At 68.9% G+C, this 22,260-nt stretch carries 19 protein-coding genes; 16 read left to right on the top strand and 3 right to left on the bottom strand.

Annotation, left to right across the window (positions count from 1 at the left end):
• Positions 1-52: 52 nt before the first annotated feature.
• From LKO27_RS08250 to LKO27_RS08240, 3 genes are read right to left on the bottom strand one after another with little or no spacing between them, the layout of a single operon-like run.
• Positions 53-2,239, bottom strand: coding sequence for a transglutaminase domain-containing protein (locus LKO27_RS08250; protein WP_227736885.1), 2,187 nt, complete (start codon positions 2,237-2,239; stop codon positions 53-55).
• Positions 2,236-3,486, bottom strand: a complete 1,251-nt coding sequence (locus LKO27_RS08245) for a DUF58 domain-containing protein (protein WP_227736883.1) — start codon at positions 3,484-3,486, stop codon at positions 2,236-2,238. The genes LKO27_RS08250 and LKO27_RS08245 overlap by 4 nt, the downstream gene beginning before the upstream one ends.
• A 2-nt stretch (positions 3,487-3,488) precedes the next feature.
• Positions 3,489-4,457: a MoxR family ATPase gene (locus LKO27_RS08240; RefSeq protein WP_227736881.1), complete on the bottom strand. Its 969-nt coding sequence runs from the start codon at positions 4,455-4,457 to the stop codon at positions 3,489-3,491.
• A gap of 202 nt (positions 4,458-4,659) precedes the next feature.
• Between LKO27_RS08240 and mraZ the strand changes: the two genes are divergently transcribed.
• The 16 genes from mraZ to LKO27_RS08160 all read left to right on the top strand — a co-directional run bounded on the left by mraZ (position 4,660) and on the right by LKO27_RS08160 (position 22,250).
• A complete protein-coding gene (gene mraZ, locus LKO27_RS08235; protein ID WP_227737255.1) occupies positions 4,660-5,094 on the top strand; it encodes a division/cell wall cluster transcriptional repressor MraZ in 435 nt (144 codons plus the stop codon).
• A gap of 129 nt (positions 5,095-5,223) precedes the next feature.
• Entirely contained in the window at positions 5,224-6,189 is a 966-nt protein-coding gene (gene rsmH / locus LKO27_RS08230; RefSeq protein ID WP_370629961.1) for a 16S rRNA (cytosine(1402)-N(4))-methyltransferase RsmH, read from the top strand.
• On the top strand, positions 6,186-6,701 hold the full coding sequence (locus tag LKO27_RS08225; protein ID WP_227736877.1) for a hypothetical protein: 516 nt from the start codon (positions 6,186-6,188) through the stop codon (positions 6,699-6,701). The genes rsmH and LKO27_RS08225 overlap by 4 nt, the downstream gene beginning before the upstream one ends.
• Positions 6,702-6,928: 227 nt before the next feature.
• Positions 6,929-8,722: a peptidoglycan D,D-transpeptidase FtsI family protein gene (locus LKO27_RS08220; protein ID WP_370629991.1), complete on the top strand. Its 1,794-nt coding sequence runs from the start codon at positions 6,929-6,931 to the stop codon at positions 8,720-8,722.
• Between the two features lie 52 nt (positions 8,723-8,774).
• Entirely contained in the window at positions 8,775-10,253 is a 1,479-nt protein-coding gene (locus LKO27_RS08215; RefSeq protein ID WP_370629990.1) for a UDP-N-acetylmuramoyl-L-alanyl-D-glutamate--2,6-diaminopimelate ligase, read from the top strand.
• Positions 10,250-11,683, top strand: a complete 1,434-nt coding sequence (murF, locus tag LKO27_RS08210) for a UDP-N-acetylmuramoyl-tripeptide--D-alanyl-D-alanine ligase (protein ID WP_227736872.1) — start codon at positions 10,250-10,252, stop codon at positions 11,681-11,683. The genes LKO27_RS08215 and murF overlap by 4 nt, the downstream gene beginning before the upstream one ends.
• Entirely contained in the window at positions 11,680-12,750 is a 1,071-nt protein-coding gene (gene mraY, locus LKO27_RS08205; protein WP_227736870.1) for a phospho-N-acetylmuramoyl-pentapeptide-transferase, read from the top strand. Before murF ends, mraY begins: the two co-directional genes overlap by 4 nt.
• Positions 12,732-14,213: a UDP-N-acetylmuramoyl-L-alanine--D-glutamate ligase gene (murD, locus tag LKO27_RS08200; RefSeq protein ID WP_227736869.1), complete on the top strand. Its 1,482-nt coding sequence runs from the start codon at positions 12,732-12,734 to the stop codon at positions 14,211-14,213. The genes mraY and murD overlap by 19 nt, the downstream gene beginning before the upstream one ends.
• A gap of 12 nt (positions 14,214-14,225) precedes the next feature.
• Positions 14,226-15,464, top strand: a complete 1,239-nt coding sequence (gene ftsW / locus LKO27_RS08195; protein ID WP_227736868.1) for a putative lipid II flippase FtsW — start codon at positions 14,226-14,228, stop codon at positions 15,462-15,464.
• A complete protein-coding gene (gene murG, locus LKO27_RS08190) occupies positions 15,464-16,561 on the top strand; it encodes an undecaprenyldiphospho-muramoylpentapeptide beta-N-acetylglucosaminyltransferase (RefSeq protein ID WP_227736866.1) in 1,098 nt (365 codons plus the stop codon). Before ftsW ends, murG begins: the two co-directional genes overlap by 1 nt.
• Positions 16,558-18,009, top strand: coding sequence for a UDP-N-acetylmuramate--L-alanine ligase (murC, locus tag LKO27_RS08185; protein WP_227736865.1), 1,452 nt, complete (start codon positions 16,558-16,560; stop codon positions 18,007-18,009). Before murG ends, murC begins: the two co-directional genes overlap by 4 nt.
• Positions 18,006-18,731, top strand: coding sequence for a cell division protein FtsQ/DivIB (locus tag LKO27_RS08180; protein ID WP_227736861.1), 726 nt, complete (start codon positions 18,006-18,008; stop codon positions 18,729-18,731). The genes murC and LKO27_RS08180 overlap by 4 nt, the downstream gene beginning before the upstream one ends.
• 156 nt (positions 18,732-18,887) lie before the next feature.
• Positions 18,888-20,057, top strand: coding sequence for a cell division protein FtsZ (ftsZ, locus tag LKO27_RS08175; protein WP_227736859.1), 1,170 nt, complete (start codon positions 18,888-18,890; stop codon positions 20,055-20,057).
• A gap of 140 nt (positions 20,058-20,197) precedes the next feature.
• A complete protein-coding gene (locus LKO27_RS08170; protein WP_227737253.1) occupies positions 20,198-20,665 on the top strand; it encodes a cell division protein SepF in 468 nt (155 codons plus the stop codon).
• 116 nt (positions 20,666-20,781) lie between these two features.
• Positions 20,782-21,705 (top strand): DivIVA domain-containing protein, encoded by a 924-nt coding sequence (locus LKO27_RS08165; protein ID WP_227736857.1) that lies wholly within the window; start codon positions 20,782-20,784, stop codon positions 21,703-21,705.
• Positions 21,706-21,821: 116 nt separating this feature from the next.
• Complete coding sequence (locus tag LKO27_RS08160) at positions 21,822-22,250, top strand: TraR/DksA family transcriptional regulator (protein WP_227736855.1); 429 nt, start codon at positions 21,822-21,824, stop codon at positions 22,248-22,250.
• Positions 22,251-22,260 lie beyond the last annotated feature (10 nt).

Here is a 22,260-nt window from a genome sequence, read left to right as displayed (position 1 = left end):
CGTGGGACCATTGTATGTCCGCCCCGCAATGGGCAAAAGAGAATCGAAGACGTCATTGCCCCACGACGGAACGCAGCCGCTCGGGCAGCAGGGACAGCGGCAGGAACAACGCCCGGACCTGCCGGCTGCCGGACTGTGTTCGCAGCAGGTCCCTGCGTAGCCCCTTCACCTGCGCGCCGAGTCCGGACACGTCGGCGCCGCCCCGGGCGAACCGTGCGCGCTCGACGGAAGTCGCGATGCTGGTCAACATTGCGGCGCTGGACTCCGACACCTCACCGGACATCGCCCGCGCCGCCAACGTGGGGCTGTGCTCGTTCCAGTCGAGTCCCAGGTCCACGAAGGTGGCGCGCACCTCTTCCCAGGCAGACACGGCTGCTTCGACCGGAGGCTGGCCCGGCCGCAGCCGCCACGACCTCGCCCCGGTGCGGACCAACCAGGGCGCCGCCACCAGGAACAGGGCGCCGAACAGGATCCACCAGCCCAGCGCGGAGGAGTCATCCTGGCCGTCAGGCACCTGCGGAGGTGACGTCGGGCTCGGCGACGGCGACGGCGAGACCGGTCCCGTCGGGGAGGGCGAGGGCGACGGGCTGGGAGACGGCGATGGCTGCGCGGAGGGGTCGGTGTCCGGGTCCGTGTACTCGGGAGGAGCGGCCACCGACTTGGTGGGCTCGAACGGAACCCAGCCGAGGCCCTCGAAGTACAACTCGGGCCAGGTGTGCATGTTGTGGGTGGTCACCCGGAACCCGTCCTCGCTGGCCTCACCGGGTGTGAACCCGACGGCCATTCGGGACGGGATGCCCTCGATGCGGGCCATGGTCACCATCGCGGCCGCGAAGTGGATGCAGTAGCCGGAACGCGTCTCGAGCAGGAACGCGCTGATCGCGTCCAGACTGGTTGAACGGGGCGCCTCCAGGCTGTACTGGAACGGGTCGGAGCGCAGGAAGTTCTGGATGGCCTGGGCCTTCATGCCGTCGGTGGTCGCGGCTGCGGTGACCTCGTCGGTCAACGCCCGGACCTGGGGGTCCAACCCATCGGGAACCCGCACTGTCTCCTCGCCCGCAGGGTCGGAGCCGGCCATCGCGGCGTCCAGTGCCTCCCGGTCCGGGTTGGGCGCGGTTGCGGTGGCGCGATACCGCAGGGCGGAGGTCTGGTTCACCCGGTCGCTGCCGGTGGCCACCACTGCGAGCGTGTCGGGGTCGTGCGCCCAGCGGCCGGAGGCCTGGAAACCGTCGACGGCGAACGGCACCGGCAGGTACTCCGACGGGTAGACCATCTCGACCTCGACCTCGACGCGCTCTCCCGGAGCCTCATAGACCCCTTGGAGGTCGTTGGTCTCGAGCTGCATCGGCACCAGCTGCGCTCCGCTGGTCGTCAACCGGGACAGCGCGACCGTTCGCAGGTAGGTGGGCTGCCCGTCGCCGGTGCGGTAGAACAGGACGTCGGTCTCTTCCGGACGGGTCAGGTTCTCGTTGAGCTGGATGGTCGGGTCACTGAGCTGGATCGGGGCGTCGCTGCCCGCCTCCAGCCACGGTTGCTTCTGCGCCAGGGGGACCGCGGGTGTGACGAACAGCGCCAACGCCACCGCGACGGCGGCCAGGGCGGCCCCCGCCCCAGCCCGCGAGGCCTGGAACCCGTTCAGCTGTGACCTCGTCCCCGCCCGCCTTCCGTTTCCGAAGCCGGTGGTCACCAGGAGGATGGCGACGTAACCGATCGCGACCAGCAGGAAGTGCCGGAAGCTCATCTCGGAAGGGATCGCCAGCGCGCCGATGCCGTACAGCACGCCCAGCGGGGCCATGGACCAGGCCGGTTGTTCCAGCCCGTTCACGAGCAGTTCGAGGGAGATGATGATCAGGGCGATCGCGCAGCCGATGAGCCACATCAGCCCTGCCTCACTGGGCAGCGGCAGGCTCCCCTCCCTGACCGTCCGGACACCGGACTCCGCCAGGGCTACCAATGACTCCACGCGTCCGACGTCGGCGGCTCCCGTGACGCTGGCAGCCTCGGAGAGCCCGCGCCAGACCAACAGCGCCGCCAGGACGGCCAACTGCAACAGGATCGCAACCAGCCGTGGCATCCGGGCCAGCACGGCCAGGGCTCCGGTGAGCGCTGAGGCGGCGACCAGGACGCCGACCCAGCCCATGTAAGCGGCCTCCGCTAGCAGCGGCTGCACGCTCCAAGCCGCGAGCCAGACTGCGACGGCGATGGTGACCGAGTTGAGGGGGGAGTGGGAGAACCTCACCGGGCCTCCCGGCGAGCGATCATGGCCGTCCACGCACTGGGTACCGACTGGCCCGGTCGGTAACGCTCCACGGTCCAGCCGCTGGACTCCAGCAACCTGCAGGCGTCGTCGTGCACGGAGGCCGCCTCGGCAGCTGCTCCGAAGGCGGAGGCGTCCGGGACCAGGGCCGTGCAGTGGAGCATCCGGGAGCCGACCGCGGTCAGCGCCGCGGCGTCCCCGGCGGTCAGCATCCCCAGCGCGCCGACGATGGACTGGGAGTTGCCCGTCCCGGTCGGGTCCTCCAGACCCTCCATGAGGGTCGAGGCCCCGGAGGCTTCGAGGTCCGTGAGCCGCCGCAGCATCCGGTTGCGCCCGGACAGCGCGTCGACGTGTCCCGGCGCGAGGACTTCGGCGTCGGCGGAGAGGATCGTGATGCGGTACCGGCCCGCGAGCAGTTGCGCGGCGACCGAGGCGCCCAGCGAGATGCACCACTCGAGGGTGCCCTCCGGGCCCTGCCCGAAGTGGGCACTTCGTCTGGTGTCGATCACCAGCGTCGCCGACGGGTCCCAGGGATGCTCCTCGAGGCGAACCATCAGTTCCCCCTGCTTTGCGCTCATGCGCCAGTGGACGCGCCTCAGGTCGTCGCCATGCCGGTGCTCCCGGACGAGGACGTCGTCCTGTCCCGCCTGGCCGATCCGCTGTGGGGTGGCATCGCCCGAGGAGCCCGCACCCATGCTGTCGCGCAGCCTGGTGAGCGCCCACACCCGTGGGGTGACGCTGAGCGTCGCGTCGTCGCCGGGGACGGACCAGCTGTAGCGGGCCAGGGCCATCGGGTCGATAGCCGTGGCGCGCAGGGGGCCCAGCCGGAAGTGTCCGCGATGGTCCGCCCGCAGGTCGTAGCCCACAGGTTGCCGCCACGCACCAAGGCCGCGCAGCAGCGTGAACCTGGCGTCGGAGCCGAACTCGGAGGGGGCCTTGTCCCGGAAGTCGAGGGCAGCCACAGCGACAGGGTTGCGGTTCCGGAGCTCCAGCACCACGCGCGGTCGGCTGCCCAGTGGAACCTCGGGAGGTTCGACGCGACGTTCCATCGTGAGGCGGGGACGGGTGAGGCCGACGAAGCCGAGGGCAAGCACCGGCAGGGAGACCAGGAACACCCCGACCCAAACCAGGTCCGGTTCGCCGACCATCGCCGCAGCCACAGCGATGACTATCCCGAGGACCAGCAGTGCCAGTCCCCGTCCGGTCAGCCGCAATGTGGGCGCGCTCAACCTCAGCCCCGGCTGGGTCGGGTGGTGTTGGCCACGATGCTGCCGACCACCTGCTCGCTGGTGAGCCGGGCCACCTGCGCGTCCACGGTCAGCAGGACCCGGTGCGACAACACCATCGGCGCGAGTCGCTGCACGTCCTCGGGGATCACGTAGTCCCGCCCGGAGAGGGCGGCCTCGACCCTGGCCGCCCGCATCAGGTGCAACGAGGCGCGCGGGCTCGCTCCCAGCCGCAGGTCGGGGGAGTTGCGGGTGTTCTCCACCAGCGTGACGATGTAGTCGTTGATCACCGGCGCCACGTAGACGCCCCGGATGGCGTCGGTGGCACGGGCGATGAAGTCGACGTCGGTGACCGCACGCACGTTGCCGATCTGGTCGCCGCTGGCCTGTGAGGTCAGCATCGCCACTTCCGAGCGGCGCTCGGGGTACCCCATCTCGATCCGGGCCATGAAGCGGTCCCGCTGCGCCTCGGGGAGGGGATAGGTGCCCTCCATCTCGATCGGGTTCTGCGTGGCCACCACCATGAACGGTCGGCGCAGGTGGTAGGTCCTGCCGTCGGCCGAGACCTGCCCCTCGGCCATGGCCTCCAGCAGGGCTGACTGCGTCTTCGGGGAGGCCCTGTTGATCTCGTCGCCGACCACGATGTTGGCGAAGATGCCGCCGGGCTTGAACTCGAACTCACGAGTGCCCTGGTTGAACACCGACACACCCGTGACGTCGCTGGGCAGGAGGTCAGGCGTGAACTGGATCCGCTTGACGTCTCCGGCGATCGACCGGGCGAGTGCCTTGGCCAGCACGGTCTTGCCAACCCCTGGCACGTCCTCGATCAGGAGGTGGCCCTCGGCGAGGAGCACGAGGACCGCGGTGTGGATCTGCTGGGGCTTGCCCTCGATGACCTTGGCGATCTCGTCGGAGACGTTGCTCACGACGGCGGCCACCTCGGCCAAGGACGGGGTTGCGGCTGCTTGCTGCACCGGTACTCCTTCTCCAGTTCCGCGCCGTCTCGGCGGCACTCAATGGTTCAGCGTAGTTGCTCCCGCGGAGCCGAAGCCGCGTCCCTCCCAACACGCGACAAGTCCTGCACCTCCAATCCATGGGCAGGTGGGGGAATGTGGGGTAATGTGGGGGCAAGTGGAGGACGTTGAGTGGATTTCGGAGAGGTAGGGGGTGACATCGGTGTTCCTCGGTACGTACCAGCCCAAGCTGGACGAGAAGGGCCGGTTGATCCTGCCCGCCAGGTTCCGGGACCAACTCGCCGACGGACTCGTGGTCACGCGCACCCAGGAGCGCGCTCTGGCCGTCTACCCCACCGCCACGTTCGAGGCGATGATGGCCGAGATCGCCTCGGCTCCCTCCACCGTGAAGCAGGTCCGCGACTACCAGCGCATGCTCAGCGCCGGGGCCAGCTTCGAAGTTCCGGACAAGCAGGGCCGCGTCACGATCCCCCCGATCCTGCGCACCTATGCCTCTCTGGATCGCGACGTCGTGGTGATCGGTGCGATGAACCGCGCCGAGATCTGGGACCAGAAGCTCTGGGATGAATACTCCGCCGGCCAGGAGAAGGGCTTCGCGGAACTGGATGAGGAGTTCTTGTCCCGGCTGGGGCAATGACTCGCAGCTGAGGCGCCGGCTCCCGGCCGGAACCCACTGCCCTGACTTCACTTCCCCGATGTCAGGTCAGGTGGACCGGAAGGGAACCAGCACCGCAGGTGCGAAGGCAGAAAGCAGGGAAAGGGTCGAATGATGGAGTCACGGTTCGCCGACGTCCACGATCCGGTCATGCGTGACCGGATCGTGGAGTTGCTGCGTCCGTCGCTCACTCGCCCGGGTGCGGTCTACGTCGACGGCACCCTCGGTCTCGGCGGTCACGCCATCGCGATACTGAAGGCCTTCCCCGGCGTGCGGCTGATCGGCATCGACCGGGATCCCGACGCCCATGAGGTCGCACGGGAGCGGCTCGGGGAACTCGCCGAGCGCGCCACTTTGGTCCATGCCGTCTACGACGAACTCCCCGACGTCCTGGCCGACCTCGGTGTGGGAGAGGTTGACGCCATCCTGCTCGACCTGGGCCTCAGTTCCCTGCAGATCGACCGCGCCGAGCGAGGCTTCGCCTACTCCGTCGACGCCCCCCTGGACATGCGCATGAACCCGACGACGGGACCCACGGCGGCCGACGTGGTCAACACCTACGACGCAGGCTCGCTGGCGCGAATCCTCAAACGCTACGGGGAGGAGCGCTTCGCCGACAGGATCGCGACCGCCATCGTCGCGGCCCGCCAGACGGAGCCGTTCGCCCGGTCCGGTCGCCTCGTCGAGGTGATCGCCGACGCCATCCCCGCAGCTGCCCGCCACACCGGCGGACACCCGGCCAAGCGCACCTTCCAGGCGCTTCGCATCGAGGTCAACGAGGAGCTGCAGGCGCTGGAGGGCGTGGTTCCCGCGGCCATCTCCGCGCTCGCCGTCGGGGGCCGGCTCGCCGTCCTGGCCTACCACTCGCTTGAGGACCGCCTCGTCAAGCGCGCCTTCACAGTCGGGTCCAGTGACCGGGCCCCTCGCAATCTGCCCGTGGTGCCCGAGCACCTGCTGCCCGAGCTCCGCGTGATCACGAAGGGTGCGGAGCGCCCTGACGAACAGGAGGTCGCCTCCAATCCTCGAGCCGCCTCCGCACGGCTGCGGGTCGCCGAACGAATCAGGAAGGCAGCATGAGTGCCCAGCCAGTGACGTTCGACACCGACAACGCCACCCGGGCGGCGCGAAAGCCCCGGCTCCTGCTCGTTGCCTCCCGGCGGCCGGTGATGTCCAACGTCGGTTTCGGCGTGGTGATCACGGTCCTGGTGGCCATCGGCCTGGCACTGGTCATGGTGGTCACCACGTCGGTCTCGGCTCAGTCGCGTGAACTCGCGTCCTTGCGCAAGGAGGCGACCGAACTGGGCTACACCGCTGCCGCACTGACCACCGAGCTGCAGAGCAGGTCCAGCAGCGCCTCGCTGGCCATGCGTGCTTCCGAGCTGGGGATGGTGCCGAATCCGTACCCGGCGTTCATCAACCTTGCCGACGGAAGCATCGTCGGCGAGCCCACCCCCGTCACGGGTGACGAGGCCACCTACCTGCGCCGGCTGCCACCGCTGCCGCGGACCAGGGAACCCCAGCCCGACGTCGTGGCGGGCGTCGGGGATGGCGCCACCCTGCCCGTCGCGCCGCAGGGAGGGGTCCGGTGAGCAACGAGCGTCGCCGCACTGGCCAGACCGGGAGGGCAGCGGAGTCCCGCTCGAGGTCCCAGGTTTCCAGGTCGGGGGCTGGTTCCACGCGCCACCCCCACACCGCCAACAGGCGGCGGGTGGCGCCGGCACGCCCCGAGCGGAATCGTCCAACCACCAGGACGGCGGGCGCGGCGTCACCGACGAAGCGCAGGTCTCGCAGCTATCGCCGCACCTGGCGGCTGCCCGTGGGGCGCTCCTCCACGCGGATCCGCGCCTTCATGGTGGTCATGGCCCTGCTGGTGACCGTTTGCGTCGGCCGGGCCCTCCAGTTGCAGGCGTTCGACTCCCAGGCCATGGCGGCGCAGGCCGCCGAGAAGATGCAGTCCACGCGCGAGCTCGCGGCCACCCGCGGTTCCATCACGGACCGCAACGGCGTGGTGCTGGCGGCCACCGAACCGGCCATGCTGATCAGCGTGGACCCCGACATGGTGATGACCAACGGTGCGGACAAGCGGTACCCGATGAGCGAGCGCAAGCAGGAGGAGGCGGCCGCCGCGCCCCAGGCGGTGGCGGCCATCCTCGCCAAGCACCTCGGTGGGCGCGAAGCCACCTATCTGGACGTGCTCACCACCCCGGACTCCCGCTACGAGATCATCGCCAAGAAGGTCCCCGCCGCCACCTGGACGGCGATCCAGAAGGACATGAAGGCCGGCATGGACGGGGAGGGCCGCAGGCCATGGCATGGGCTGTTCGCCACGTCGGACCCGATCCGCACCTACCCCCAGCACGCCCTCGCCGGCAACGTCGTTGGCTTCGTCAACGGGGAGGGCGTGGGTGCTGCGGGGCTCGAGGCTGTCCTGAACGATGAACTCGACGGCGAGCCGGGGCAGGAGATCTACGACGCCTCCACCTACGGCCGCATCCCCCTGGGTGAGAACGTCATGACACCGGCCGTCGACGGCGTCGACGTCGAGACCACCCTGGACAGCGACCTGCAGTGGTTCACCGAACAGGCGCTGGCCGACGGTATGAAGAACTCGGGCGCGAAAACGGGCATGGCAGTGGTGATGGACGTCCACTCCGGCGAGATCCTGGCGCTGGCCAACGGGCCCTCCTACGACCCGTCGGATCCCGGTGCAGTGGATTCCGGAGATCTCGGCAACCCCGCAGTCAGCGCCGCCTACGAACCCGGCTCGGTGCAGAAGGTGCTGACGATGGCGGCCCTCGCCGACCAGGGCCTCGTGACTCCCGACACCAAGGTCGCGGTGCCCGGGCGGATCGCGTCTGGCGGCGGCTTCGTCCGGGACTCCTTCAGCCACGGGGACCTGCAGCTGACCGCGCGCGGCGTGATCGCGCAGTCCTCCAACATCGGCACCATCCTCCTGACCCGGCAGTTGTCCAAGGACACGCTGCGCGAGTACCTGGCCGACTTCGGGCTCGGTGCGAAGCCCGGGTCGGGGCTCCCCGGTGAGACCTCCGGCTCGCTGCCCGCCCCCGACATGGCCGACTACACCCGCGACCAGATCTCCTTCGGGCAGGGCCTGTCGGTCTCGGCCGTCCAGATGACGGCCGCAGTGGCCTCGGTGGTCAACGGCGGCATCTACCACCAGCCGACCATCATCAAGTCCGCCACCGCTGCCGACGGGTCGTCGCTCCCGTTACCGGAGCCCGAGTCGCACCGCGTCGTCTCGGAGGAGGCCTCGGCGATGACCGTGAACATGATGGAGGCGGTCATCTCCCAGATGGGCAAGGACCGCCCCATCCCGGGTTACCGCACGGCGGGCAAGTCGGGTACGGCGCAGCGCTTCGACCCGAAGTGCAAGTGCTACAACGGCTACACCGCCTCCTTCGTCGGGGTCGCCCCGGCGGAGGATCCGCAACTGGTGGTCTACGTGGTGCTGGACCAGCCGAGCAACGGTAACCTCGGCAGCCGGCTGGCACTGCCGGTGGTGAACAACATCCTCCAGATGGCGCTGCCGCGCTACAACGTCCTGCCCTCCAGCACGCCGGCTCTCGTCGAGCCCCTGACCTATGAGTGAAGTGAGCGCAATCCGCCCCTCGAGCGTCGCCCCGATTCCCCTCGCCGAACTGGTGGGGGGAATCGAACTGCGTGGCGACGTCGACTCCCGCATCGCGATCACCGGCATCTCCCTGGACTCGCGCCACCTCGCTCCCGGCTGGCTCTACGTCGGGCTTCCCGGGAAGAAGGTCCATGGCGCCGACTTCACCGAAGCCGCCGTCGCCGCCGGGGCCGCCGCGGTGCTGACCGACGCGGCGGGGGAGGCCGCTGCGCGAGCCATGGGTGTGCCAACCCTGGTGTCGGGAAACCTGCGGCGCGACATGGCACTGGTCAGCAGCCGGCTCTTCGGGGACCCGGGTGCCCGGCTCGCCCTGCTGGGCGTCACGGGCACGAACGGGAAGACCACGACGGTGGCGCTGCTGGAAGCCGCCCTGGCGGTGGCGGGACGTCGCGTCGGGACCGTCGGCACCATTGGTTTCCGGCTCGACGGTGTGGCCGTTCCTTCCGGGCGCAACACCGTCACCACGCCTGACTCGCCGGACCTCCAGGCCCTCCTGGCCGTGATGCTGGAACGCGGGGCGGACACGGTTGCCCTTGAGGTCTCCAGCCATGCGCTGAAGCTGGAGCGCGTGGTGGGTCTGCGCTTCGACGTCGCCGCCTTCCTCAACCTGGGTCATGACCATCTCGACTTCCACCCTTCGGTCGAGGACTACTTCGAGTCCAAGGCCACGCTGTTCACTCCGGAGTACGCGCGGCGCGCGGTTGCCTGGACCGACGACGAACACGGGGCGGAGATCGCGCGCCGAGCCGCTGCCGCCGGTCTGGAGGTGATCACGGTCGGTTCCGGGGAGTCAGCGCGCTACCGCCTGACCGGATACGTTCCCCTGCAACCGCTGGGCGGGGCCGCCACGCTCTCGCGTGACGGCGAGAACCTGGAACTGGTGATCGGATTGCCTGGCCGGTACAACATGATCGACGCCGCCGTGGCCGTCGCGATGCTGGAGGCACTCGGAGTTGGCACCGGGGAGATCCTGGCCGGCCTGGCGACGGCGCAGGTGCCCGGTCGCATGCAGGCGCTGGCGTTGACCGGCCCAGCCCCCACGGTGATCGTCGACTTCGCCCACACCCCACAGGCGGTGGCCGCCGCGCTCGACGCATTGCGGGCGTCGTTCGAGCGCGTGATCACGGTGGTGGGCTGTGGCGGGGACCGGGACATGGCCAAGCGTCCCCAGATGGGCAGGGCGGCGGCGGAGCGTTCCGACGTGCTGATCGTCACTGACGACAACCCCCGCAGCGAAGACCCGGCGGCCATCAGGGCCGCGACCTTGTCAGGGGCCCGGGAAGCGAATTCTGGAGCCGAGGTGGTCGAGGTGGCAGGCCGCCGCGTGGCGATCGAGCAGGCTCTGGCGATGGCAGATCCCGCTAGTGTGGTTGCGATCCTTGGGAAGGGGCACGAGCAGGGGCAGCATGTCGGGGACCAGGTGTTCCCCTTCGATGACGCCGTCGAGGCCCGCATTGCCTGGGACCGGATCAGGGAAGGAAGGCCATGAAGCCACGTAGGTTGTCGGAGTTGGTTGAGTTGATGCAGCCGGCGGACGTCGAGTTGCTGGGCGAGGACGTCTTGGTGGGACCCGACGTCATCATCGACAACCGATCCACCACCGACGGGGCCTTGTTCGTTGCCATCCCGGGCGAGCGGGTCGACGGTCACGAATTCGCGCCTGCAGCCGTCGAATCCGGTGCCGCCGCCGTGCTCGCCATGTCCGCCACCAATGCGGAGGCACCCCATCTGCTGGTCGAGGATTCCATCGGCGGCCTGTCCTGCCTGGCGCGGGGGATCGTGCGCGAGGCCAGGCAGCGTGGACTGGTGAGCATCGGCATCACGGGCAGCTCGGGCAAGACCAGCACCAAGGACCTGCTTGCCCAACTCCTCGAGGAGGCGGGCAACACCGTCGCACCCGATGGCAGTCAGAACAACGAGATCGGCGTCCCCTTGACGGCCTGCCGCGTCGGCGAGGACACCGAGTTCCTGGTCAGCGAGATGGGCGCCCGGGGAATCGGCCACATCTCCTGGCTCACCTCGCTGGTGGGGCTCGACGTCGGGGTGGTCCTCAACGTCGGCACCGCCCACGTCGGTGAGTTCGGCGGCATCGAGAAGACCGCCCTTGCCAAGGGTGAGATCGTCGCTGATCTGACCCCCCAGGGCTGGGCCGTGCTGAACGGGGAGGACCCGCTGGTGGTGGGCATGGCGAGCCGAACCAAGGGCAGGATCGCCTGGTTCGGCGAGGGGGAACTGCCCCCCGGTGACATGCAGGTGCGCGCAACAGACGTCTCCACCAACGCGTTGAGCCAGCCCTCCTTCGACCTCGTGGTCACCCGGGAAGGAAAGACCGACTCGGCGCGGGTCTCCCTGGTAGTGGTGGGCAGGCACCAGGTCTGCAACGCGCTCGCAGCAGCGACCGCGGCCCTCGCCGTCGGGCTTGACCTCGAATCCATCGCCTCGGTCTTGTCGGAGGCGGAACCACGGTCCAGTTGGCGGATGGAACTGCACCACCGCGACGACGGCGTGCTGGTCCTCAACGACTCCTACAACGCCAACCCCGACTCCGTCGCCGCCGCCCTGCGCACGGCGGTCGAACTCGGCCAGTACCAGCGCGAGGAGCATCCTGACGCCCGCGTCGTGGTGGTGCTCGGGGACATGCTGGAACTCGGCCCCATGGCGGAGGAGATGCACGCCGGCATCGGCCGCCTCGCCGCCGACGTGCGGGTGGGTGAACTGGTCGCGGTGGGCGACCACGCCGAGATCCTCGTGGCGGCCGCCCGGGAGGAGGGCGTCGACGCGCGGGTCGCTCGCCGCGAAGAGGTCGTCGCCTCCCTCAGCCTCCACGCGGGGGACGTGGTTCTGGTGAAGGGCTCCCGTGGCATCGGGCTCGAGACCGTCGCCCAGGAACTGATCGGCGAAGAGCAGGGGACCCGATGATCAACATCCTGCTGGCCGGGGGTCTGTCGCTCCTGTTCGTCCTGGTCGGTACGCCCAGGTTCATAAGGTTCCTGACCGCCCGGCAGTACGGCCAGTTCATCCGCGAGGACGGGCCCAAGGAACACCTGACCAAGCGCGGCACGCCCACGATGGGCGGGCTGGTGATCGTCGTGTCTGTGATCCTGGCCTACTTCCTGTCCCACCTGATCCTGTGGAACCCGATCTCGCTGTCGGGTGTCCTGCTGCTGGGGCTGACAGCCGCGCTGGCGCTGCTGGGGTTCCTCGACGACTGGGCGAAGATCTCCAGGGAGCGATCCCTCGGGCTGACGGCCAGGGGGAAACTCGTCGGGCAGTTCGTGATCGGTGGTGGCTTCGCCGTCCTGGCGCTCAACTTCCCCGACGAGCGTGGGATCCGGCCCGCCTCGCAGTTCATCTCCTTCCTGCGTGACGTCCCGTGGCTGTTCCTCCCGTTCTTCCTGGCCGTGATCTGGATCCTGTTCCTGGTGATGGCGTGGTCGAACGCCGTGAACCTGACCGACGGCCTCGACGGTCTCGCGGCGGGCAGCGTGACGCTCGTGTTCGCCGCATACGCGGTGATCAACATCTGGCACTTCAACCAGTGGTGCTCCCGCTCCTCCACCGCGGGCCCGCGGTGCTACGAGGTCCGCGACCCGCACGACCTGGCGGTGGTCGCACTGGCACTGGCCGGTGCCTGCTTCGGCTTCCTGTGGTGGAACGCGAAGCCCGCGAAGATCTTCATGGGGGACACCGGCTCCATGGCGCTGGGCGGTGCGCTCGCCGGACTGTCGATCATGACCAGGACCGAGCTGCTGCTGATCGTGCTGGGCTTCCTCTTCGTGATGGAGGCCGGGTCGGTGGCGCTGCAAGTGGGCTACTTCAAGGCCACGGGCGGCAAACGGATCTTCAAGATGTCACCCATCCATCACCACTTCGAGTTGCTGGGCTGGCAAGAGGTGACCGTGGTGATCAGGTTCTGGATCATCTGCGGCCTCTGCGTCGCGCTGGGAATCGGCTTCTTCTATGCGGAATGGGTGGTGACGCAGTGACCAAGGACTGGATGGCGACGGCCGACCGCCTCTCCGACTGGCCCTCGGCCAAAGTGGTCGTGGCCGGGCTCGGTGTCTCCGGTTTTGCCGCAGCGGACGGACTGATGTCGCTGGGTGCGAACGTCACCGTGCTGGACGAGTCCGAGGCGCACTCGGAGAAGGCGGACCTGCTCGAGCGTCTCGACGTCCGGGTGCGCCTGGGGAAGGGGGTCACCGCGCAGCTGCCCGAGGACGTGGACCTCGTGGTGACGTCGCCGGGCTGGCGCCCGTCGGCGCCCCTGCTGAAGCAGGCGGCGGCCAGGGGCATCCCGGTCTGGGGCGAGACGGAGCTCGCCTGGCGGATGGTGCAGCCTGACCGGTCCATCCCTTGGCTGGCCGTCACGGGCACCAACGGCAAGACCACCACCACCACCATGGTGGAGTCCATGCTTCGGGCGGCCGGGCTCAGGGCCGCTGCCGTCGGCAACATCGGCCGCCCCATCATCGAGGCGGTCCTGGACGACGAGCCCTACGACGTCCTGGCCGTCGAGTTGTCCAGTTTCCAATTGCACTGGATGAGCTCGGTGCGCATGCACTCGGCTGCTGTGCTGAACCTGCACCCCGACCACCTCGAGTGGTACGAGGGGGCGCCGGACGCGTTCGACCGCTACGTCGGCGACAAGGCCAGGATCTACGACGGCCTGACCCATTCGGCCATCTACAACGTCGCCGAACCCGCCACCGAACGACTGGTGGAGGAGGCCGACGTCACAGAGGGGGCCAGGGCCATCGGGTTCACGCTCGGCGTGCCGGCGATGAGCATGGTCGGCGTCGTCGACGACCTGATCGTGGACCGGGCGTTCGTGACCCAGCGCAGGGACTCCGCGCTCGAACTTGCCAAGGTCACCGACGTGGTGCCCTTCGCCCCCCACAACGTGGAGAACGCGCTGGCGGCCGCCGCGCTCGTCCGCAGCTTCGGAGTCCCGGCCAAGGCGGTCGCCCAGGGGCTGCGGGACCTGCAGGTGCCCGCCCACCGGATCCAGACGGTCGCGGAGTCCGGGGGCATCAAGTGGGTCGACGACTCCAAGGCGACCAACCCGCACGCGGCCGACGCCGCCATGCGGGCCTACGACTCCTTCGTCTGGATAGCCGGTGGCCAGGCCAAGGGCGTCGGCTTCGACGACCTGGTCGCCCGGCACGCGACCCGCATGCGCGGGGCGGTCCTGATGGGCGTGGACCGTGCCGAAATCGCCGGCGCTCTTGCCCGACACGCACCGCACGTCCCTGTCCAGGTGCTCGACAACCCTGACACTGGAGCAATGGACGAGGCGGTTCGGCTCGCGGGAGAGCTCGCCCAGCCGGGCGATGCGGTACTGCTGTCCCCGGGCTGCGCCAGTCTCGACATGTTCACCAGCTACTCCGACCGTGGCGAGAGGTTCGCCGAAGCGGTTCGGCGCCAGCTGGGGAAACGCCAACTCAGCTAGGGGAAACAGACCATGGCCATCGCGACCGACGCGGCAACGGCTCGGCCGAACAGCGATCCCTCGGGTGTGCGAGCCCGGGTCGAGTCCTCACCGATGCTCGACTACTACCTGATCATCTTCACGGTGACCATCCTGTGCGCCGTCGGATCACTGATGGTGCTGTCCGCCTCATCGGTGCTGGCCCAGGCCCGGGGGGAGTCACCCTATGCCTACTCGATCAAGCAACTCGTGTTCCTCGTGGCGGGAGTCGTCGCAGCCACCCTCCTGTGCCGGCTTCCGGTGCGCACCATGCGCTCGCTCGGCTGGGTCGGCTGGTCCCTCTCGGTGGTGGCGCTCGTCCTGGTGCTCAGCCCCTTGGGTCACCACGTCAACGGCAACACCAACTGGGTCAACATCGCGGGCTTCACGTTCCAACCCTCCGAGTTCGCAAAGCTGGGTCTGATCGTGTGGGCCGGTTCCATCTACCACGCGCGACGCGGCCGGCTCCACGAGCCCTTCCAGCTCCTGGTGCCGTTCATTCCGGGTGCGGGCGTCCTGCTGGCGCTCGTGCTCGCCGGCCGCGACCTCGGGACCGGCATGGTCATCGGGCTCGTGGTGCTGTCCCTGCTGTTCTTCGTCGGCACGCCCTTCAGGGTGCTGATTCCGCTGGTCCTGTCGGCCCTGGCGCTGGTGGGCGTCCTGCTGTACGGGTCGGACAACCGCATGAGCCGGATCGCCGTCTTCCTCGACCCACAGTCCAACACGGACCTGTCCTCCCAGCCGATGGCCGCCCTCTACGCGCTGGCCTCGGGTGGCTGGTGGGGGCTCGGGCTCGGTGCCAGCAAGCAGAAGTGGGGCGGTCTGAAGGACGGGGCACACACCGACTACATCTTCGCCGTCATCGGGGAGGAGCTGGGCCTCTTCGGCGTCCTGCTCGTGCTCGCCATGTTCGCGCTGCTCGCCCGTGCCGGGTTCTCCGTGGCACTGAAGTCGGACAAGATCTTCAATCGCATCGTCGCCGCCGGCATCACGGCGTGGTTCCTGATCCAGGGACTGATCAACATGATGGTCGTGCTGCACCTGCTGCCGGTACTCGGCGTCCCGCTGCCCTTCGTCTCCTACGGCGGGTCGTCGTTGCTGGCCAACCTGCTCGCGGTGGGCGTCCTCCTGATGGTGGCACGCGACACTCCGCTGGCGCGCCGGCACCTGGCAGCCAGGCGACGCAAGTCGCGCCCGAGGATGACCAGCGTGCTGGCAGCCGGAGGCAACTGATGACGAGCGTGGTCCTTGCCGGCGGCGGCACCGCCGGCCACACGTCGCCGCTCATCGCCACGGCCAGGGCGTTGCAGGCACTGGAACCCGGCGTCGAGCTGGTCTGCATCGGCACCCGCAAGGGACTCGAGACCCGGGTGATACCGGCAGCCGGGCTCCGGCTTGAGTTCGTCACCCCCGTGCCGCTGTCCCGCAAGCTCGACCTGGACCTGGTGAGGCTGCCCTGGACACTGACCAGGTCGGTGCTGGAGGCCCGCCGGATCCTGCGCGCCGCCAAGGCCGAGGCGCTCGTCGGCTTCGGCGGCTACGTCTCGATTCCGGCCTATCTGGCAGCCCGCACGATGGGTGTCCCGGTGGTGCTCCACGAGGCCAACAAGATCGCCGGCATCTCCAACCGGATCGGTGCCCGCTTCGCCGCCTACGTGGCCACCACCTTCGCCGAGACCGAACTGCCCGGCTCCGAACTGATCGGCATGCCCATGTCGGCATCCGTCACCCAGCCCCGAGTGGGGCGCGCGGAGGCGCGACGGGAGTTCGGACTCGACGAGGATCGCCCCACCCTGCTGGTCAGTGGTGGCTCCCAGGGTGCGGTCAGCATCAACCAGGCCGTCACCGGCGCGCTCGAGGAGTTGCTTGGTGCCGGGATCCAGGTGCTGCACGTCCTCGGCCCGAAGAACTTCGTGGAGGGGACGGGAGTCAGGGAGCACGTCTCAGGAGCGAAGTACGTCCCCGTGGCCTTCGTGGAGGACATGGCCCGGGCCTACGCGGCGGCGGACCTGATGGTGGCCCGCGCCGGCGCGGCCACCGTCATGGAGACGGCCGTGTCCGGACTGCCGGTGGTGTTCGTCCCCCTGCCGTGGGGCAACGGGGAGCAGGCCCGCAACGCCGCAGAACTGGTGGCTGCGGACGCCGGGATCCTGTTGCCGGAGTCGGAGCTGAGTGCGGTTAAGCTTGCCGCGTCGGTGGTGCCCCTGATCACCGACCCTGAACGGCTGTCCCGGATGTCTGCCCGGGCGCGGGAACAGTATCCCGCCGACGCGGCGGAAGTCCTGGCACGTGCCGTGCTGGAAGTGTCAACCGCGAAAGAGGCATCGTGACTCTCCTCAACCCCATCGAAGTAGTGCCGGCCAGTGAGGTCGGGCCGGTGCACTTCATCGCCGTCGGCGGATCCGGGATGAGTGGAATCGCCCGGATGTACGCCGACCTCGGGATTCCTACCTCCGGCTCCGACCAGAGCGATTCGTCCACCCTGAGGTCCCTCCAGCGCAGTGGCGTCCACACCTTCGTGGGTCACGACGCCTCGCAGCTCGGCGACGCGGCCACGGTCATCATCTCGTCGGCCATCCGGGCGGACAACGTCGAACTGGTGGAGGCGAGGCGCCGCGGCCTGCGCATCTGGCACCGCTCAGCGGCGCTCGCCGCGCTGATGGTGGGCAAGCGCGCGATCTCGGTGGCCGGGACGCACGGCAAGACCACGACGACCGCGATGACGGCGGTCATGCTCGCCGAGGCCGGGGCGGATCCGAGCTACGTGATCGGTGGGCCGCTGTCCACGACCGGCGCGAGCTCTGCCGTCGGTTCCGGCGAGGCCTTCGTCGTGGAGGCCGACGAGTCCGACGGTTCGTTCCTTCAGTACCCCACGGAGATCGCCGTCATCACCAACGTGGAGGCAGACCATCTGGTCAACTGGGGGACCCCGGAGGCCTATGCCGACGGCTTCCGCGCGTTCGCCACCCGACCCGCCGTGAAGTACGTCGTGATCAACATCGACGACGCGGGCTCGCGCACCCTGGCCGACGAGCTCGATGGCGAGGGTCCGACGGTCATCCGCTACGGCGAGGGCCCGGAGGCCGACGTCCGCATCAGCGGGGTGGAACCTGACGGCAATGGGGTGCGCGCGAGGATCACCTACGGCGAGGACGCGGGTCAGATCCGCCTCCAGGTACCGGGCAACCACAACCTGGCCAACGCCTCCGCGGCCTACGCGGTCGGCCGCGTCCTCGGCCTGGGTCACGATGCCTGTGTCGAAGCGCTCGGCCGGTTCGAGGGAACGCTGCGCAGGTTCCAGCTCATCACCGACACCGCGGGCATCCGGGTTTTCGACGACTACGCGCACCATCCCACCGAGATCCGGGCAGCGCTCACGGCCGCCAGGCGCGCCACCGAGGCGGGCAACGAGGCGACCGGGCTGCCCGGGCGCCTGATCGCCTGCTTCCAGCCCCATCTCTACAGCCGCACGATCGACTTCGCCGACGAGTTCGGCGAGGTCATGACGATGGCGGACGTGGCGGTGATCAACGACATCTGCGGCGCCCGGGAGGATCCGGTGCCGGGTGTGACAGGCGAGCTGGTGGTGGACGCCGCCGTCAAGCACGGCGCCCGCGAGGTCCACTACGTGAAGGAGAAGTTCGACCTCCCCGACGCGCTCAACGAACTAGCGCAGCCCGGGGACCTGATCATCACCCTCGGCTGCGGGGACGTGACCATCGTCGGTCCGTTGCTGGCGAACCTCCTGAAGGAGCGCCCGGAGGCCCGGGTCCATTGAGCAACACGTCGTCGCCCGGCGCGTTCGCGAAGGCGCTGCAGGAGCGACGCCGTCGGCAGGTCAGGCGAAGGATCCTCGCGCTGGCCGCCGCCGGACTGGTGGTCCTGCTCGGCGGCCTCGCGGTGTACCTGCTGTTCTTCTCTCCGGTGTTCGCGGTGAGCGACGTGCGGGTGAGCGGCAATCAACTCCTGGCCACCGACGAAGTGCTGGCAACGGCCCAGGTCGCCCGGGACAAGCCCGTGGTGACGACGGACACCGACGCCATCGGGGCCCGGGTGGCCGCCCTCCCACCGGTCGAGGCAGTGACGGTGGAGCGGGCCTTCCCCAACGCCATCAGCATCTCCGTCACCGAGCGCTCGCTGGTCTACCAGCGGCTCAACGGCGAGTCGTACCAATGGTTGGACAGGCATGGTGTGGCGTTCCACTCCACGGCCGCGCCCGAGCCGGGCGTCCCGGTGGCGGCGATCGCCAGTGACGAGACCCGTCTGCTCGCGGACGTGGCCACCGTCGTGGACCATCTTCCGGCAGAGCTCCGGCCCCGGGTCGCCTCGCTGGAGGCCCGCGCCGTGGACCAGATCACCATCAAGCTGAGCGACGGCGACACGGTCGTGTGGGGAAGCGCGGAGCAGTCGGAACTGAAGGCCGAAGTGCTCGCCGTCCTGCTGGAGGTCGAGGCGGAGGTCTACGACGTGTCGGCGCCGGGCCACCCCACCACCAAGTAGGATTCCGGTGAGCGACCGGGCGTCGCGGAGAACCCTGAAGTAGCACTTGAGGTGGTTTTCCGGCGGTTCGGGCTGGATGTTGGACGATCAGTCACCCCGCCCCATAGCCTTCAGTGCAGCAGCACGGGTTGCGACGGACGAACAGTAGGGCAGGCAATGGCAAGCGCATCACAGAACTACCTCGCAGTCATCAAGGTGGTCGGCGTTGGCGGTGGTGGCGTCAACGCGGTCAACCGGATGATCGAAGCGGGTCTCCGCGGGGTCGAGTTCATCGCAATCAACACCGACGCACAGGCGCTCCTCATGAGCGACGCCGACGTCAAGCTCGACATCGGCAGGGATCTCACCCGCGGCCTCGGCGCCGGCGCCGATCCGTCGAAGGGCAGGCAGGCGGCCGAGGACCATTCCGATGAGATCGAGGAGGCGCTCAAGGGCGCCGACATGGTCTTCGTGACCGCTGGCGAGGGTGGCGGCACGGGCACCGGCGGTGCCCCCGTCGTCGCCAAGATCGCACGCTCGCTGGGTGCGCTCACCATCGGTGTGGTCACCCGGCCCTTCTCCTTCGAGGGCAGGCGACGCTCCACGCAGGCAGAGTCCGGCATCGAGTCCCTCCGCGAGGAGGTCGACACGCTGATCGTCATCCCGAACGACAAGTTGCTGCAGATGACGGATCACCAGGTGGCCATCCTGGACGCCTTCAAGCAGGCAGACCAGGTCCTGATGCAGGGTGTCTCGGGCATCACGGACCTCATCACCACCCCTGGTCTGATCAACCTGGACTTCGCAGACGTCAAGTCGATCATGAGCCAGGCCGGATCGGCGCTCATGGGCATCGGCTCCGCGCGAGGCGAGGACCGCGCCCGCGCCGCAGCGGAGATGGCCATCTCCTCGCCGCTGCTCGAGGCCAGCATCGACGGTGCCCACGGCGTGCTGCTCTCCATCGCCGGCGGCAGTGACCTGGGCCTGTTCGAGGTCTCGGCCGCGGCCCAGCTGATCGAGGAGGCCGCGCACGACGAGGCCAACATCATCTTCGGAACGGTCATCGACGACGCCCTGGGCGATGAGGTTCGCGTCACGGTCATCGCGGCCGGCTTCGACGGCGGCAGCCCGCAGAAGCGGCCCAACGCACGCCCCGACGTCGTTCGCCAGACCCGTCCCGGCCAGCAGCCTGCCCCGGTGGGCCAGCCGCAGGGCTACGGGGGCCAGCCGCCCCAGGCTCGTCCGCTGCCCTCGGCGCGCCCCGACCAGCAGCAGCCCCAGCAGCGTCCCGCAGCGCCCCGGCCCCCGGAGGACGACGAACTGGACGTGCCCGACTTCATGAAGTGAGCCCGGAAGGCTCTCATCCCGGCCCCGGTGCGCTTCGGCGTGTCGGGGCCCTTGCATGCCTTGGTCGGGGCGGCTCAGGGTAGGCTCACCGACAAGTGTTTTAGGAGGCGACTGTGGGCGTACGCAAGCTGGCCGAGTGGATGGGTATCGTCGAGGACGACCGCTACAAGGATCACGACGAGGTCTCCGAGGAGTTCTCGCAGGACGTCTACGTCGACGAGGAACCTGTCGAGGAGGTGAGTCGGGTGGCCAGACTCCCAGAGCGGACCGCCCAGCGTCCGGAACGGCGTCGGCCGGCCATGGTGGTGACGGAGCCGGAAGTTGCCGACATCAGCCGGATCGTGAGTGTCCGTCCGCGTTCGTACAACGAGGCCCGGGCCATCGGGGAGAACTTCCGTGACGGCATCCCGGTGATCATGAATCTCTCGGACATGGAGGCGGGTGAGGACAAGCGTCTGGTGGACTTCGCAGCCGGCCTCATCTTCGGGCTCCGCGGGAACATCGAGCGCGTCTCCAGCCAGGTCTTCCTGCTCTGCCCGGCCAACCTGGTCGTGGGGCCGGAGGACAAGGAGCGCCTGGCCTCTGGCGGCTTCTTCAACCAGAGCTGAGACCAAACCATGGCTTGAGGGTCGTTGGCGGCCCCGCGCCACTAGAGTAGCCTGAAGCCGAAACTGGGCCGGTCTCCGCCCGGTAATGCACACAGCACAGACAGTTGGAGTTAAGAATGAGTCTCACCTTGGAAGAGGTCCGTCGAGTCAGGTTCCGCATGGCTCGTCGCGGCGTCACCGGTTACGACGTCGCCGATGTCGACAACTTCATCGACAAGGTGGAGGAGTCCTTCGGCCAGTTCGAGAACGAGCGTGACATCCTTCGGCGTGAGGCCCAGTCCGCGGGCTCGGGTGAGCAGAGTGGGGTGGAGCCCCAGGAGATCGCAGCAAAGGACGCGGAGATCGCCCACCTGCGTGCCGAGGTCGAGCGCCTGAGCGCTGCGCCCGCCGCCGTCCAGGAGGGACCGGCCGACGACGGCCAGGTCGCCGAGCTGGCTTCACAGAACGAACAGCTGCGCGCCGAGCTCGCCAGGGTCCGCGGCGAACTGGATGACCTGCGCACCCAGCGGGTGAGCGAGATCTCCGGTCAGGCCGAGCACATCACCGTCGGCACGCGTGAGGAGGCCAGCCCCGCCGTCATCCGGCTGGTGCAGCTCGCCACCGAGCAGGCCGAACAACTGGTCGAAGAGGCGGAGCAGGAGACCCGGCGCAAGCTGGCCGATGCCAAGCAGCAGGCCCACGAGATCACCACCGACGCCCGCACCAAGGCGGAGCGGATCGAGTCCGAGGCACGCGTCAACGCCGAGCAGATGCGCCGCGAGGCGGAGGCCAACGCCAACCGTGTCAACACCGAGGCCGACCAGCGCCGAGTCGAGCTGTTCGAGGACCTGGAGCGCGAGCAGCGTGAACTCACCTCGAAGGTCGACGCGCTTCGCAAGTTCGAGAACTCCTACCGCGACAACCTTCGCGACCTGTTGGCACGCAACCTCAACGCGCTCGAGCAGGATCGTCCCGAGCCTGGCGACGTCCCTGAACTCGCGCAGCGTCGCGATTCCGAGACGCCTCGGCTGGACGCCCTGGCCCACGGCTCGGAGCAGTGAACTAGGCAGTCATCGAACTGGCCGGCACCCGCGGGTGCCGGCCAGTTTCGTACCCGTGTTGAAAAGCTGTCCGGGAGGTGTATCCTCACCGGACAGTCCGACCCAAGAAAGCAGCCATGTCCACGAAGAATGCAGGTCCCGCCGCCCCGGCGAGCGAACTCCCGGTCCGTCCCGGCGAGGACCCCTGGACCCCAGAAGAGGTCGCGGAACAGCGCGAACTCCTCGTAGAGGAACTCGATCGCCTCGAGCGCAAGGTGGCCGCAACCGAGGAGGAACTCACCGACTTCCTGCGCGGTGGCACCGACGGCGCCGGACGTGACCCGGCGGACGTGGGCTCGAGCAACTTCGAGCGGGACCAGGAGCTGTCGCTCGCGCAGAACGTGCGCGAAATGGCTGACCAGGCTCGCCTCGCACTCAAGCTGTTCGATGACGGGCACTACGGCCTGTGTGAAGTGTGCGGAGAGCCCATCGGCAAGGGCCGGCTGCAGGTGTTCCCACGCGCGACGATGTGCGTCACCTGCAAGCAGCGCGAGGAACGGCGCTGAGTCGCGGGGC

This window comes from Tessaracoccus sp. OS52 (genome assembly GCF_020687685.1).
In the GTDB taxonomy this organism is placed as follows: Bacteria; Actinomycetota; Actinomycetes; order Propionibacteriales; family Propionibacteriaceae; genus Arachnia.
This window is presented reverse-complemented; position numbering and strand designations above follow the sequence as displayed.